Below are 14991 nucleotides of genomic sequence, written 5' to 3'. Positions count from 1 at the left end.
ATATGATTTTAATTCACATAAATAATGTCCCGCAGCCATTAACGGAACCGACTTCACTCGCGGCTGTGATCCTCGCGCAAGATATAGCCCTCGACTCAGTTGCTATCGTGTTGAATGCAGAGGTGGTTCCGCGTAATCGCTGGCAATCGATTCTCTGCCAACATGAAGATAAATTAGAACTTTTTTCAGCTGTAGCGGGAGGCTAGTATGTTAACGATTGCCGATGTGGAGTTTGAATCACGGTTATTTACCGGAACGGGAAAATTCAGCAATAGCCAAGTGATGCTTGAGGCGATAACGGCTTCAAAATCGCAGTTAGTGACAGTTGCGATGAAAAGAATTGATTTTAAAATGGGGCTTGATGATTTACTCACGCCGTTACGTCAAGCGGGTGTCCGGCTATTGCCTAATACTTCGGGGGCGAGAAACGCCAAGGAAGCGGTGTTTGCGGCTGAGCTTGCCCGTGAAATGCTGGGAACTCATTGGATTAAGCTCGAAATCCACCCGGATCCTAAGTACCTAATGCCCGATGCGATTGAAACCTTAGAGGCGGCTAGAATCCTCTGTGAGAAAGGCTTTATCGTGTTGCCCTACGTGCATGCCGATCCTGTGCTGTGCCGTCGTTTGGAAGAAGTGGGCTGTGCTGCGGTTATGCCACTGGCGAGTCCGATTGGCAGTAATCAAGGTTTAGTCACTGAAAGCTTTTTAAAAATCATCATAGAGCAGGCGCGGGTGCCAGTGGTGATCGATGCCGGTATTGGCGCGCCTTCACAGGCAGCGCGGGCAATGGAGCTGGGCGCCGATGCGGTGCTCGTCAACACCGCCATCGCCAGCAGCGCGTCGCCGATAGTGATGGCCGAGTGCTTTAAAGAGGCGGTGCAATGCGGCAGACGGGCCTTTGAAGCTGGGCTTGGCCGAGTACAAACGGGCGCGGTACATACCAGTCCTCTGACGGGATTTTTAAACCAATGAGTTTTGTAGCGGAATTTGCCAAGATCCCACGGGATAAACTGTTACTCGATTTGTATTCTTGCACTGCCCAAGATGTTGAGCGGGCGTTAGTGAGTCCAGCAGGGGATTTACGTAGCTTATTGGCCTTGCTATCACCTGCGGCGGAACCTTATATCGAAACCATGGCGCAGCACTCTGCGGCGCTAACGCGGCAGCGATTTGGCGCGAATCTGGGCATGTATTTACCGCTATACGTCTCGAATCTGTGCGCTAATGAGTGTGATTACTGTGGCTTTAGCATGAGTAACAAACTCAAACGCAAGACCTTGAATGAGCAGGAGTTGATGGCCGAAATGGCCATTATCAAAGATAGGGGCTTCGATTCTATTTTACTGGTGTCAGGTGAGCATGAAACTAAGGTCGGCATCGATTATTTCAAGCAAATGTTGCCGCTGGTAAAGCAGCAATTTAGCCATTTGGCGATGGAGGTCCAGCCCATGAGTGAGGACCATTATTGCCAGTTAGTCGCGCTAGGTTTAGATGCTGTGATGATTTATCAGGAGACCTATCAGCCCGAAACTTATGCTCGTCACCATTCTCGAGGTAAAAAAATGGATTTTGCCTATCGTTTAGCAACACCGGACAGAGTTGCGGCGGCGGGCGTCGATAAAATTGGTCTTGGGGTATTACTGGGGCTGGATGATTGGCGTTTAGATGCGTTAATGATGGGATATCATCTCGACTATTTAGAGCGACGCTATTGGCGCACCCGCTTTAGTCTTTCGCTACCAAGGTTACGACCTTGTACTGGCGGGATCACCCCAAAAGTCATGCTATCGGATCTAGGTTTAGTGCAAATGATTTGTGCATTTAGACTTTTTAATCAACAGCTTGATATCAGCATGTCGACAAGGGAAAGTCCTGAGCTGAGGGATAATCTTTTGCCACTTGGGATCACTCAAATCAGTGCGGGCAGTTCGACACAACCGGGAGGCTATCAAGCGCCTGACAGTCAACTCGATCAATTTGAGATAAGCGATGATCGCAGTGTCGAGCAAGTTATCGAACAGATGCAACGGCAGGGTTTTAATCCGGTATTTAAAGATTGGGAAGCTAATTGGATCACTAGATAGAACAGACAGTAAATTAAGGCCGAGAATGCGGATAAAACCTGTACTTTTGTAATCCGTTGGTTAATAATTAACCCATTAATCACAGCGTGCAGGAATACCGTTATGCAAATCCAATCTGCTTATTCATCCGGTCTGCAAGGCTTGCAAAGTGCGCAATCTGGGCTCACTCAAGCAACAATAGATGTGGCTAAACCGACACCGACGCAAAGTGCATCTCCGGCTGAGCCTGCTAGAGATGTTGCCCAGCCCGATAAAACCTCGGCATTACTGGCAGCTAATGAGTCATTAAGACAAGGTGAAGCTTCAACAGAAGTGATTGAAACTGACTCAGAAACGATAGGTTCGATCATTAATATTAAGGTGTAAATATCATGTCGGTTGTGGCGCTATCACCTAAGGTTGGAGCGCCATCCTCTTCATTTTCGGCACATGATAAGATGCTCAGCTCGAATCTAAGCCAGAGTCACGCTAATAGCACTTATCAAGGAGCCAGCGCTCACACAGCAGGCTCCTCAAAAATTGAAGCGAGTGGTGTCCATGAACTACAGGTTACTGGAACTTCATTTGCTCCAGTTCAAGCCACGCCTATTACTTCATTAGCTGCTAAAGTTTCTCAATCTCTCCACTCATCACCGAATGTGTCTTTTGCTGCTTCTAGTGCTGTTTCATCAACTGCTGCATCTGTACTTCCTGTACTGAATGGTGCAAGCCAAGTACTCGAGGTCGCTCCTTTTTCCGTACCAACGCCAAGGAGCAATCCTCAGGTAAATACGTTAAATGATCGAGCTAGCTTACATGCCGATGCGAGTTTTAGTTTGTTAACAGGACCAAGATCCATTTCTGGTGTACGCGGGGGACAGATTGCGGCACCTATTTCTACTCAGGTATTTTCGCCAGTCGCGGGTACGAGTAATAGCGGAATTGGGGTAAATTCCTTGGCTACAATAAGTCCAAATCTCAGTGTAACGAGCAATATTCCCGTTGATATTTTTACGCCTCTGAGTCCATCAATTGGCACTAGTGGTACTGATATTCCTGCTTTCAATCCATCTAGCACGGGTGATGTTTCTCCAATAATGCCTGATTTAGCTGCAGTGCTTGGACCACAAACTGTCTTTACTGGAACTGTGTTAGTTGATCCCACTACGTCCGATTCTGCAATCAACAGTTCTGTAAATAAGAGTGCTGTAAATAAGAGTATAGCAACGAGTGCAGGGCCTGTTGGTCAGTCAAACTCTGCGCAAGCCTTAGATCAATCAGCTAGCAATGATGTTGCTCAACCGACTGTGTTAGAACAATTTACTCAAGTTTTCGGTGAAGCTCAGGCTCAAGCTGGTCCTGTAGATGCTCCTGCGACAGCGTCTAATCCAGATGATAGTCAACAAGTCTTAGCTGCTGTCTTTGCCCCAAATGATAATCAGCTTGAAAAGCAAGTACAGGAAGAAGAATCGCGGAAACAGCAAATAGCAGCAGCGGAAGAGGCAAAGCAGCAATCACTGGTTCAGCAGGCTCAGGAACAAGAGATACAAGCCCAAGAAAAAGTACAGGCTCAACAGCAACAGCAAGTCGATGAACTTAAAACTCGAGATTCAGAGGTTAAAGCCCATGAGCATGCCCACGCAACCGTCGGAGGACAATACGCTCAGAGCCCGAGTTTTAAGTATGAAAAGGGTGCTGATGGCCAACGTTACGCCACCGATGGCGAAGTGCAGATTGATGTCTCTCCAGTGGGAGGCGACCCGCTTGCAACGATAAACAAAATGAAGCAAGTTTATGCCGCAGCAATGGCTCCTGTTGACCCGTCATCAGCGGATATCCGTGTTGCCGCGGAAGCCTTGCAAAAAATGAATGAAGCTAAGGTGATGCTGGCAGAGGAGCGACAAAAACAAATTGTTGACTTGCAAACGACTCAAACATTAATAGACGCAGATGCACAAATCAAAGAGTTGCCACCGTTAGAAAAACATACACCTGTAGTGACGGGAGACGTTGATGAGTCCGGTAATATTGCTCAGCCCCAAGAGGCTGTATTCACCCCCGCCTCTACTGCGCTTGATAAGCTAAAACAAGCGATCGAGGCGCAAACGGCCAACACGAGAGTCATTGATACTGGTTCGAAAACCTCTTCTGATATCAGTGACTCAGTCACTACATCGACCACAGTGGAAACGATTGAGCCACCGACCGCAACTTTAGCATTTGGAGAAGCTTCAACTTCAGCGGATTTAGCGACGGGTTTTATCTCAAGATCCGATAGTGCTGCAAGCCGTTATTATGTCGCGGTTGCACAAGCCAGTGCTGGACCTTCAGCTCGTGTCGATATGACGTCGCAAGCCAATATTCAGTCTTCGTATCTGGCATCTTCAAATGAGCTGCTTAGCAATTTGCAATCTACGGATGTTTTGTCCGCAAACGATGTAAATGAGCAGTCTTCAAATATCAGTGCTAGCGCGAATACGAATGTGTCTTTGCAGAGCGAGTTATATGTGAAGGATGACCTTTTACAGGAGACGGGATTTATTCAGCCACAATATTTGGGTGATCAACAAGCGCGCTATGTCGACTTTAGTGTGTAAGATTAGGCTTTAACTATTCCCATGATTCGCTGTTCATCATCTTTTTCGAAACAACTTCTCAGTACCACTAAGAACTAACCATTTAATCAGCAGTTAGCACTTATCGTTTTGCTCACTCGAATTGATAACTCGTTTGGTATCTTGCTGTTAATGACTATTCGTCGTTTCAATTCCATGCTGTTTTAAAATCAAGGAAGCAAGCAGTTTTGATGCAGGCCCTTGTTGATCCCTATTAGGGATAACTAAGCTCAACATGATGCGACGTTTTTGGCTACCCTCAAGATGTAAACGTACTAGATTACCCGAAGCCAATTCTTCTTGGACTAAGAAAGAGGGGATCCAACAGAAACCAATACCTTGATTTAAAATGACTTTAGCTTCATGGAAGTTAGAGACTGTCCAGCGCTGCTCAGCTTTGAGCCAGCCGATATCAATGTTGGATTGTACACCAGTATCTTTAATCACTAACTGTAAATATTGTGCCAATAGTTTATCGTCTTCAATTGTGCCTAAATCAGCGAGTGGGTGATTTGGATGACAGACGAGGTAGAGTTCTTGTTCACATAAGGGTTCGGATAAATACCCTTTAGGCGGCACCCCTGCACAGATAGCAATATCGACTTTACTCTGCAGAATGAGCTCTTGAGTACCGGTGATCACTGAGTCCAGCATGATGATTCGAGTGCCACGACTGTGGGGCAGAAACGCATTGAGGGCACACACTAAGCTTTCCATCGGATAGATAATTTCACGGGCAATCGTGAGTGTCGGCTCCCACCCTTGTTCAAGATTACTCGCAAGTTGTTCTAACTCGTTGACGGCTTGGGTGACATGCCGTGAGCGGCGCAGCAGCACTTCGCCCTGCGGGGTGAGATAGGCTTTACGGCCTTTGACTTCGAGTAGCTCGATACCTAATTGATGCTGTAATTTGGCAACGGCATGGTTAAGTGACGATTGACTCTTGTTGAGTTTTTCGGCCGCTTGGGCATAGCCGCCAAAATCGACCACCGCTTGCAAAATACGCCATTGTTCTAAGGTAGATTTAGCTCGAGTCATTATAATCTCAAAAAAACGATAGATTGAGGCTTATAGTGGCCACTTCTTACGAATTTTTCAATTAAATATCATAGAGTCAGTCATTCTCACGACATATAGATAGTTATGTCGCGCTAAGTTATTAAGGGGATAGAGAGGCTAATCATGACGATTTTCAGTGTTTGCGCCCGAGCGAGTCACAAACACATCCTAAGCATTAACACTTAAAACGCACAAGAACCTGTTGCGTCGAAAGCTTGATTGTTGGAATTGTCAGCATGTTCTGAAGCGGTGCTATTTGAAATTCTTTGGATCAGCGCAGCACTATCAACGGGGGCGCCAATGACCGCTTTTAATTGGTCACTTAAGCTCAAAGCGTCTTCATTGATGACTAATACATTGAATAATTTTAGTTTGTCTTGGCAGTTGAATGTAGATTGAGCTACCAGCTGGGCTAGCGATGCTTGCCAGAGTGATTGGTAGTAGAGCGGTCCTTCGTTGGCGATAGCATTGAAGCTATAAGGATAATCCTGTGTTTGTGGCCAGTCTTGACCAAAGCTCGCATTAAACTCCGCACCGAGATCGGGGTAGACTTGTGCACTTGAGTTTTGGTAAAAGTTGACTGCAACCTTAGCGCGAAAGACTTTAAGCTGCTTCGAATAAGCTTTAGCCAGTGTTTCACGCTCCTGTAAATAGGTGTGCTCAAACTGCGGAAAGAGTTGATGGCGCAGTACTTCTGCTAACCAAAGACTCGCCACAAAATAGCTATCTTGACTCTGTCCCATGGCATTGTTGAGGTAGAAATGGCTCGCTTTAGCAAGGGAAGTGACAGCCTCTGCGATAGACTCGGTTAATTGCTCAATGTCTTTGTAGTTACTCAGCTGTGGCTTGAGATCTAAAGCTTGTTGTCCAAATTGCTGGCCGAGTACACTTTGACGCAATGTCTGCTGTTGACTACCTTGCTGTGGATTATGGTTGTAAGCCACATAGATTTCACCCAACAATCTTTGCTGGTGGTAGACCCTGACGATATGCGGCCGATTAGGAACGGTTGGTGTTTTCTCGGCGTTGGCGGTTGCTATGGTCTCAAAGTGTAAACCAAACTCTTGCAGATAAGTAAAGCTGCGACTCAAGACGTCAGAGGTTTGCCATGTCGGCCCCTTGGCTGATGCTTGTTGTGACAGGGTTCGCCCAATATCCCAGGGAGCCACTTGCAGATCTTGGGTTTGGCTATCGAGAAAGGCTTTGACTAATTCAGGGGATGATAACTGCTGCGAACTAAGCACTAATGCGCTGTAATCGGTAAAGCCTGCAGCAGTGGAAGCTTGTTGGCGCTGCTCAGCAATTCGCTCTAATGCCGTTTGATTGGTTTCACTGGCTCTGGCTTGGTAGGCCTGCCATACATTTTTGCGACATACGGCGTTTTCTTGCGTCAGTAAGTAACTGGCGATAGTGCCAGAAAAGTCGCTCTGCTTTGAACTGTCGGGCTTCGGCTCGTCACTTTTATCCTCTTTTTTATGCAGATGATGTTGCTGAGTCACTTCAGGTTGGCATTGGCTGTCATTGAAGGCAAGACTAAATTGTTGACTGGCTAACCCTTGGCCTATGCTGGCTTGCGCTGTATGTAATTTCGCTTTCTCCTCGGCGCGCCAATGTTGTTGTAGCAATTGTTTAAGCTGTTGGCTCAGCAGTATTTGTTCTGCATTGCCTTGGGCTAAGGCGTAGGCGAGTTGGCTCAATTCAGTTTGGCTGAGAAGTTGCGACAGGGTGTCGGCGAGGTGTAGCTGGCATTGCAGTAGACCCTCGCGTTCCTCACTTGGTAAGTTAAACCCACGGTAATAGTTGAGCCTGTCGTTGATATTATTAAGCCCTAACATCTGTTGCTCAAAAATAAGCGCGCGCTGGGCCAAGGTTAATTCAGACGCAGTTAAACGCGCATTGGCGAACACAGTCGCAAGATCAATACTTGGCAAACGCAGGCATTGTTCAACTAAAAGGGGAACAGGGCTTGGCGCCGCATAGGCGGCATTCGTAACATAAAGGCTCAAGCCAAACAGGCTAACCAGTAAAGTGGGTTTTAACATGGGTTATGTGTTCTGCATCTGTGATGGAATGAGTTAACTTTGACTTAGTATCCAATTGAGTTAGCTTCAAGTCATTGTTATGCATGAAACCCTGTTCTGTTCTGGATGTCAACGATAAGGGTGGGAGTCGCCAATGTATTGCTATTCAAGGAAGGAGTTATAATGAGCTGCTGAACACTTACATATTCCAGATGAACTAGAGGAATGGTGATCTTTCGGCTTTTGATATCAGTCATTACCAACTCAAACCTTGAGGACGCAATGACTGATATTTGCTTACTTCAGACTGAAAAGGTTAGTTTAAATCCTGATTAGGCTGATTTTTCACCGCGATAATCGTGGCGCGTTTGGGCGCAGGATAACCTTCAACCGTTTTGGTGATGTCGTTAGGATCTAGGTATTCAACCAGTGATTCGTTGGGCATCCAGTCGGTACGGCGTTGCTCGGCAAGGGCTGTGACATCGGTATCGACACAACGGATATCAGTGAAATCACACTTTTTTAACCATAGCATGAGCGCGGCAACGGACGGAATGAACCATACATTATTCATTTTGCCATATCTATCTTGAGGCACGAGTACGGCATTTTCGTCTCCATCTATCACCAAGGTTTCTAGCACGAGCTCACCACCGGTGCGCAATTGATCACGCAGCTGTAACAAGTGATCGATAGGCGAACGTCTGTGATACAAAACGCCCATGGAGAAAACCGTGTCAAATGCATCAAGCGGTGGCAGCTCTTCAATGCCAAGAGGCAACAAGTGCACAGGGTGATGTGTGCCCGCTAATCGTTTTACCGCCTCAAATTGACATAAAAACAACGGCGAAGGGTCGATACCGACGACGCGCTTAGCACCTGAGCCCAACATGCGCCACATGTGATAGCCGCTGCCACAACCGACATCGAGCACAGTGCGGTTGTTTAGCGGCGAAATATGTTGCTTAACGCGGTTCCATTTCCAGTCACTGCGCCATTCGGTATCGATATGTATGCCATGAATGTGGAAGGGGCCTTTACGCCATGGCATAAACAGACGCAGCAGGTTTTCTAGCTTCTCTTTTTCGCCTGGGCTGAGTTGCTCGCCGCTACCGACGGTCACGCTATCAACAAAATCCACTTGGTCGGGTGCTGGATAGTGCAGCTTGTTGAGCACTTTTTCCCACTTTGGCAGGTTGCCGTGTTTATGCTCCCGTTGCCACTTGCCTAAAATGCTCGGCAGGGTTTCTAGCCAGTGCTGTAGATTCGAATCGGCGATTTGTTGGTAAAACGAGCTAAAGCTGATCACTTGATGGCCACCATAGAAGCAAAGTTAAAGCATTGGAACCAGAGACTAAAGTGACTAAAGCCTTGGCTGGTGAGTCGTTGTTGATGCGTGGCTAAGGTGTCTGGCTTCATGACATTTTCCAGCGCACTGCGTTTTTGGCTGATCTCAAGTTCGCTGTAACCATTAGCGCGTTTAAAGTCTAAATGTTGCTCTTCCAATAAGGTTTGGATAGGAGCATCTTCGAAGCGAATTTTTTCCGACAGCACTAAAATCCCACCGGGGTTTAGGCCCTGATAAATTTTGGCTATCAGGGTTTCTCTGTCTTCTGGCGGTAAAAACTGCAAGGTAAAATTGAGTACCACCAGTGAGGCATTTTGAATATCGATATCGCGAATATCACCGCAAACCAGATCGACATCCGTATCGCTGACATAGGCATTCAGGTTCTCTTGGCAGCGTGCGACCATAGATTCACTGTTATCTACAGCAATAATGCGACATTGGCGGCCTTGGATTTGGCGACGAATACTTAAGGTCGCGGCACCGAGTGAGCAACCCAAATCGTAAATTTGAGTATTTGGCATGACGAAACGATCTGCAAAATCGCCTATGGTATTGATAATTTGCGTATATCCAGGCACTGAGCGGCGGATCATGTCACTGAATACGCCTGCTACACGGTTATCAAACTGGAAATCGCTAATATGCTCGCTCGCTTGAGCGTAGATAGTGTCTTGAGAAACGTTCATCTGAGATTTTTCATGGGAATTCAACTGTGCATTTTAACGAATCAGAGCGATTAGCAGCAAGTCTCATGCTAGTAATTTGCGATAAATTTTTGTCTAATACTTAATAGATAACAAAATCGTTACATGTACATCAAGTACTAAGGGCTCAACTTGAAGTTTGTGATCCACTTAATTGTGATCTTGTGCAGCTGTTTTTTGAGTATAACGGGGCAGGCAAGTCCGTTGTCCTCTGAGCCATTAATCATCGTTATGGGTGAGGATAGCTTTCCCTATCAATATGTCGACAACGATGGCGAGCCGACTGGATTACTGGTTGATTTATGGAAAGAGTGGGCTAAACAAAGCCATACCCAAGTCGTTTTTGTGGCGCGCCACTGGCATGAGTCCCTTGATCAACTGCGGCAAGGTAAGGCGCAAGTGCATATCGGCATGGGGAAAACCCCAGAGCGAGAGCAAGAATTTGATTTTGCAGTGCCCATTGCGGATGTGGGTACTTTTTTGTATTTGCATAAATCCTTGCAGGGCAAAAAATCCATCAAAGAACTGATCCCCTTTCAAATTGGTGTGGTAGCGGCCTCATCCCATGAAGCGGAATTACACCGTATCGAACCGCAGCTTGTGTTTAAACGCTACGAAAGTCGTGAGAAATTATTGGCAGGGGTCGCCGCGGGCGAGATCGTAGTCTTTGCGGGGTTAGAAGGCTATTTGAAAGATCCCGACTCATCCCAAGAGATTGCCGCAAACTTTCCCAATACTGCCCGCCTTCAAATTAAGGCGATGCAGTTTGTACCCGCAGTTCAAAAGGGCAATCTTGCATTAGTCGATAAAATCAATAAAGGTTTCACTGCGCTCGATGCGCACTTTATTCAGCAAACGGAGCGACGTTGGCTTGGCTATCAACGTCAACAAGCTGGGATTGTTATTTCGATGCAACTGGGCGCCGAGCCTTTTGTGGACTTAGGTGTTGATGGTTTACCCCATGGTTTGTATGTGGACATGTGGCAGCTTTGGTCTGAGAAAACGGGTATTGCCGTTGATTTTATTTCTGGTGATATGAACTCCAGCGTGGACGATGTTCGTCGTGGTCTCGCCGATGCCCATATAGGTTATCCTGAAAGTGATGATGTTAAAACGGGCCTTACTCAGGCTTGGCATTTATATACAGTGAAGAGTCGACTCTTTCTCTATCAGCAACAGTTAACCGATTTAGACAGCTTAAAAGGTAAACGTATTGGTGTGGTGCCTACAGCGCCTTATTTGGTGGATTTGCGTAAAGCATTACCCCAAGTGTCACTGCGTTATTACGACAGTATGGATGCCATGGTGGCGGGGGCGAGGTCTGGAGAAGTTGTCGGTTTTATCGCCGCGGGTGCATGGACATCCCATTATTTACTGCTCAATAAAGGCTGGTCTGACTTTAGCCAGTATCCTGATCTCGAATTTAGCACCAACATTTATGTGCTGACCCGTAGCGATGATGCTGGCCTTACACAGAGGATAGCCAATGGGTTTAACAGTATTAGCAATCAAGAATTTGCTGAGATTGAACATAAATGGATGCTCAATCCTAAAGATCATGTTTTTACCCAAGCTGAGCGCCATGTCAGCCTAAGCCCCGCAGAACAGGCCTATGTGGAAAGTGTAGGCGAACTCAAAGTCGGTTATTTAAAGCAATGGCCACCGATGGAGTTTATGGATGAGCAGGGTGAGTTTGCGGGGATCAATAGCGATATCGTCAAATTGCTCAAGGAACAACTCAAACTTAAGCTCACGCCCGTTGCCTTTGATGATTGGCATTCGTTAATCGAGGCGTTGCAAAAGGGCGAGGTGAGTTTAGCCGGCAGTGTCGCGCAAACGGCGGAGCGCCAGCAGCGTTTAGCGTTTAGTGAAGCCTATTGGCCATCGCCGTGGGCCTTAGTGTCGCAACTGGAACAAGTCTCGGTTTTTAATATTGCTCAGCTCGCAGGTCAAAGGGTGGCCGTGGTTGAGGGATATCATTTGGTGGCGCAATTGATGAGTCTGGAGCCTTCGCTCAAGTTAGTCATAGTGCCAAATACGCAGGCCGGATTAGCGGCCGTGACGAATGGCAATGCGGATGTGTTTATCGATAAAGTGGTGACTTTAGCTTCTGAGCTTAAAACCAGCCACTATCCGACACTGAAAATGTCGCTGCTCAGTGATCTCGCCGATCAACACAGTCATATTGGTGTTTATCCTCAATTTGCGCCGCTGGTGCCGTTGATTAACAAAGCTTTGGCTTTGGTTGATGCTCAACATCAGCAAAAAATATATACGCGCTGGGTGTCATTTTCTGTGGCGACAGAGAGTGCTAAATATCTGCAATGGCTGCGTTATATTGTGTTTGGCGTGATAATCTTGTGCTTAGTGATGGTGGCGGTGTTATTAGTGAATCGTCGCTTAAATCGTGAGATCACCCAGCGATTAGTGGCAGAAAAACGTTTGTTGCATGTGGCTAATCATGATGCTTTAACTCAGTTGCCCAATCGTGCCTTACTTGATGACAGACTAACCCAAGCTTTGCTATCTCATCGCAGAGAACAGGCACATTTCGCTTTGTTATTCATCGATCTCGATGGTTTTAAACAAATCAATGACCAACACGGTCATCCCATTGGCGATGAATTACTGGTACTGGTCGCCCAAAAGTTAACCAAGGTTATCCGTGGATCAGATACCGTTGCGCGATTTGGCGGCGATGAGTTTGTTATCCTGCTAAATCGTGTGCAAGATCTCGATGCCGTTACCCAAGTTGCTGATAATATTCTACAGGCACTGTCGAGCCCTTTGCTTATTCAAGGCGTCAGTGTCAGCATAGCGGTTAGTATTGGCGTGGTGATTTACCCCCGCGATGGTGACACCGCGATAGGTTTATTAAAAAAAGCCGATCAGCTGATGTACCAAGCAAAAAGTAGCGGCGGGCGTTGTTATCGCTCAGCTTGATGTTTTTTTGAACGCTCATGCTCAGATAGTGCGTTCGCCTCTAGTCAAGGGCGTAAAACTGTTTGATACTTCACCGCCTAAGTGTGAAGTACTTTGGTAATCGGCATTATTTTACTATAATGCCGCTTTTATCTCGTTTTGATTATTTCCAAAGCACCGGTTTCCGGATAAAGGATAGAGTTAGATGCGCAGTCATTATTGTGGAGACGTCAATAAGTCTCACGTTGGACAAGAAGTTACCTTGGTAGGTTGGGTTAATCGTAGCCGTGATTTGGGTGGCGTTGTCTTTTTAGATTTAAGAGACAGAGAAGGTCTCATCCAAGTGGTCTATGATCCAGACTTACCTGAGGTGTTCAATGTCGCTAGCACGCTGCGCGCCGAATTTTGCGTTCAGGTCAAAGGCTTAGTTCGTGCCCGTCCTGATAGCCAAGTCAATGGTCAAATGAAGACGGGTGAGATTGAAGTCTTAGGTCAAGCCTTGACGATTATCAATGCTGCCGATCCACTGCCATTGAGCATGGATAACTACCAGAACAACAGCGAAGAGCAACGTCTTAAGTATCGTTACTTAGATTTACGTCGTCCAGAAATGGCGCAGCGATTAATTTTCCGCGCTAAAGTGACCAGTTCTGTGCGTCGTTTCCTCGATTCAAACGGTTTCTTAGACATAGAAACACCGATCCTGACTAAGGCAACCCCAGAAGGTGCCCGCGATTATTTAGTACCAAGCCGTACTTATAAAGGTCAGTTCTTTGCCTTGCCACAATCGCCACAGCTGTTTAAACAGTTACTGATGATGTCAGGCTTTGATCGTTACTACCAAATCGTAAAATGCTTCCGTGATGAAGACTTACGTGCCGACCGTCAGCCAGAATTCACCCAAATCGATATCGAAACGTCTTTCATGAGCTCTGAGCAAGTGATGGCGAAAACCGAAGAGATGATGCGTGGTCTGTTCCTTGAAATGCTGAACGTCGATCTCGGCGAGTTCCCGCGCATGACCTACAACGAAGCGATGCGTCGTTTTGGTTCAGATAAGCCAGATTTACGTAACCCATTAGAGCTGGTGGACATTGCCGATTTACTCAAAGAAGTGGAATTTGCGGTATTCTCTGGTCCTGCGAACGATGAAGAAGGTCGTGTTGCTGCACTGCGTATTCCGGGCGGCGCTGCACTGTCTCGTAAGCAAATCGATGATTACACTAAGTTTGTTGGCATCTATGGCGCTAAAGGCTTAGCGTGGATGAAGATTAATGACCTAAGCCTTGGCTTAGAAGGCATTCAATCACCTGTGCTGAAATTCTTAAACGAAAGCATAGTCAATGAAATCGTGAGCCGCACTGGCGTGCAAACTGGTGACATTATCCTGTTTGGTGCAGATCAGGCGACTGTGGTTGCCGAATCTATGGGCGCACTGCGTCTTAAAGCGGGCGAAGATTTCAGCTTATTGCAAGGTGAATGGCGTCCACTGTGGGTAGTTGACTTCCCAATGTTTGAGAAAATCAACGGCAACTTCCACGCGGTTCACCATCCGTTCACCGCACCGCGCGGCGTAACGGCAGCTGAACTTGAAGCTAACCCAACAAATCGCGTTTCTGATGCTTACGATATGGTATTAAACGGCTGCGAATTAGGCGGTGGTTCAGTGCGTATCCACAACCAAGAAATGCAGTCTGCGGTATTCCGTATTCTGGGTATTACTGACGATGAAGCTAAAGAGAAATTCGGCTTCCTGTTAGAAGCGCTGCGTTACGGCACACCGCCACATGCAGGTTTAGCGTTTGGTTTAGACCGCATCATCATGCTGATGACGGGCGCAAGCTCAATCCGCGATGTGATGGCGTTCCCGAAAACCACCACTGCAGCTTGTCCGCTGACTAACGCGCCTGGTTTTGCCAATCCGCAGCAGTTAGCTGAACTGGGTATTGCTGTGGTTGAGAAAGCCGTTAAAGCGGAAGACTGATCTTTTGTAAGAGGGCTTTGTAAGGCGACTTTTGTAAATCGACCTTATTCAAATCGACATTATGTAAATCGTTTTAGTGTAACTCGTTTTTGTGTAAGTCGATTTGGGTTAACCCTTATCAGTTATTTTTAGTCGTACCGAAAACCGAGGCATGAGCCTCGGTTTGTTTTAGTGAACCGTCATTCCACCGCTTATCAATATCTGTTAGTTCAATCCTTTAAGTAAATAGCCGTTATTTAGTCTCATTCCACCTTCGGCTCTTGATAAGCTTT

The 14991-nt window shown here is 46.7% G+C and carries 11 protein-coding genes; 7 read left to right on the top strand and 4 right to left on the bottom strand.

The features are described 5' to 3' along the window. Window positions 1-2 precede the first annotated feature (2 nt). From thiS to L5M37_RS04360, 5 genes are all read left to right on the top strand, one after another. Window positions 3-206 (top strand): sulfur carrier protein ThiS, encoded by a 204-nt coding sequence (gene thiS / locus L5M37_RS04380; RefSeq protein WP_006081758.1) that lies wholly within the window; start codon window positions 3-5, stop codon window positions 204-206. 1 nt (window position 207) lies between these two features. After that, on the top strand, window positions 208-972 hold the full coding sequence (locus L5M37_RS04375) for a thiazole synthase (protein WP_012089303.1): 765 nt from the start codon (window positions 208-210) through the stop codon (window positions 970-972). After that, entirely contained in the window at window positions 969-2084 is a 1116-nt protein-coding gene (gene thiH, locus L5M37_RS04370; RefSeq protein ID WP_263199538.1) for a 2-iminoacetate synthase ThiH, read from the top strand. The genes L5M37_RS04375 and thiH overlap by 4 nt, the downstream gene beginning before the upstream one ends. A gap of 102 nt (window positions 2085-2186) precedes the next feature. Further along, window positions 2187-2450 (top strand): chemotaxis protein, encoded by a 264-nt coding sequence (locus L5M37_RS04365; RefSeq protein ID WP_113940374.1) that lies wholly within the window; start codon window positions 2187-2189, stop codon window positions 2448-2450. 5 nt (window positions 2451-2455) lie between these two features. Beyond that, on the top strand, window positions 2456-4660 hold the full coding sequence (locus L5M37_RS04360; RefSeq protein WP_263199536.1) for a putative metalloprotease CJM1_0395 family protein: 2205 nt from the start codon (window positions 2456-2458) through the stop codon (window positions 4658-4660). 147 nt (window positions 4661-4807) lie between these two features. On the opposite strand, the gene L5M37_RS04355 is transcribed toward L5M37_RS04360, so the two are convergent. The 4 genes from L5M37_RS04355 to cmoA form a co-directional block, all read right to left on the bottom strand. Further along, window positions 4808-5716, bottom strand: a complete 909-nt coding sequence (locus tag L5M37_RS04355) for a LysR family transcriptional regulator (protein WP_113940376.1) — start codon at window positions 5714-5716, stop codon at window positions 4808-4810. A gap of 203 nt (window positions 5717-5919) precedes the next feature. Further along, window positions 5920-7779, bottom strand: a complete 1860-nt coding sequence (locus L5M37_RS04350) for a M3 family metallopeptidase (protein ID WP_263199535.1) — start codon at window positions 7777-7779, stop codon at window positions 5920-5922. Window positions 7780-8074: 295 nt separating this feature from the next. Next, window positions 8075-9067, bottom strand: coding sequence for a tRNA 5-methoxyuridine(34)/uridine 5-oxyacetic acid(34) synthase CmoB (cmoB, locus tag L5M37_RS04345; protein ID WP_263199534.1), 993 nt, complete (start codon window positions 9065-9067; stop codon window positions 8075-8077). After that, a complete protein-coding gene (gene cmoA, locus L5M37_RS04340; protein ID WP_263199531.1) occupies window positions 9064-9795 on the bottom strand; it encodes a carboxy-S-adenosyl-L-methionine synthase CmoA in 732 nt (243 codons plus the stop codon). The genes cmoB and cmoA overlap by 4 nt, the downstream gene beginning before the upstream one ends. 150 nt (window positions 9796-9945) lie before the next feature. Between cmoA and L5M37_RS04335 the strand changes: the two genes are divergently transcribed. Next, a complete protein-coding gene (locus tag L5M37_RS04335) occupies window positions 9946-12756 on the top strand; it encodes a transporter substrate-binding domain-containing protein (protein WP_263199529.1) in 2811 nt (936 codons plus the stop codon). Window positions 12757-12940: 184 nt separating this feature from the next. Further along, window positions 12941-14719, top strand: a complete 1779-nt coding sequence (gene aspS / locus L5M37_RS04330; protein ID WP_263199528.1) for an aspartate--tRNA ligase — start codon at window positions 12941-12943, stop codon at window positions 14717-14719. Window positions 14720-14991: the final 272 nt, after the last annotated feature.

This window comes from Shewanella sp. SM69 (assembly GCF_025653985.1).
In the GTDB taxonomy this organism is placed as follows: domain Bacteria; phylum Pseudomonadota; class Gammaproteobacteria; order Enterobacterales; family Shewanellaceae; genus Shewanella; species Shewanella oncorhynchi.
This window is presented reverse-complemented; position numbering and strand designations above follow the sequence as displayed.

Excerpts from the sequence above, each read along its gene's own strand:
- thiS (WP_006081758.1), top strand. The coding sequence starts at position 3 with ATGATTTTAATTCACATAAATAATGTCCCGCAGCCATTAACGGAACCG.
- L5M37_RS04375 (WP_012089303.1), top strand. The coding sequence starts at position 208 with ATGTTAACGATTGCCGATGTGGAGTTTGAATCACGGTTATTTACCGGA.
- thiH (WP_263199538.1), top strand. The coding sequence starts at position 969 with ATGAGTTTTGTAGCGGAATTTGCCAAGATCCCACGGGATAAACTGTTA.
- L5M37_RS04365 (WP_113940374.1), top strand. The coding sequence starts at position 2,187 with ATGCAAATCCAATCTGCTTATTCATCCGGTCTGCAAGGCTTGCAAAGT.
- L5M37_RS04360 (WP_263199536.1), top strand. The coding sequence starts at position 2,456 with ATGTCGGTTGTGGCGCTATCACCTAAGGTTGGAGCGCCATCCTCTTCA.
- L5M37_RS04355 (WP_113940376.1), bottom strand. The coding sequence starts at position 5,716 with ATGACTCGAGCTAAATCTACCTTAGAACAATGGCGTATTTTGCAAGCG.
- L5M37_RS04350 (WP_263199535.1), bottom strand. The coding sequence starts at position 7,779 with ATGTTAAAACCCACTTTACTGGTTAGCCTGTTTGGCTTGAGCCTTTAT.
- cmoA (WP_263199531.1), bottom strand. The coding sequence starts at position 9,795 with ATGAACGTTTCTCAAGACACTATCTACGCTCAAGCGAGCGAGCATATT.
- aspS (WP_263199528.1), top strand. The coding sequence starts at position 12,941 with ATGCGCAGTCATTATTGTGGAGACGTCAATAAGTCTCACGTTGGACAA.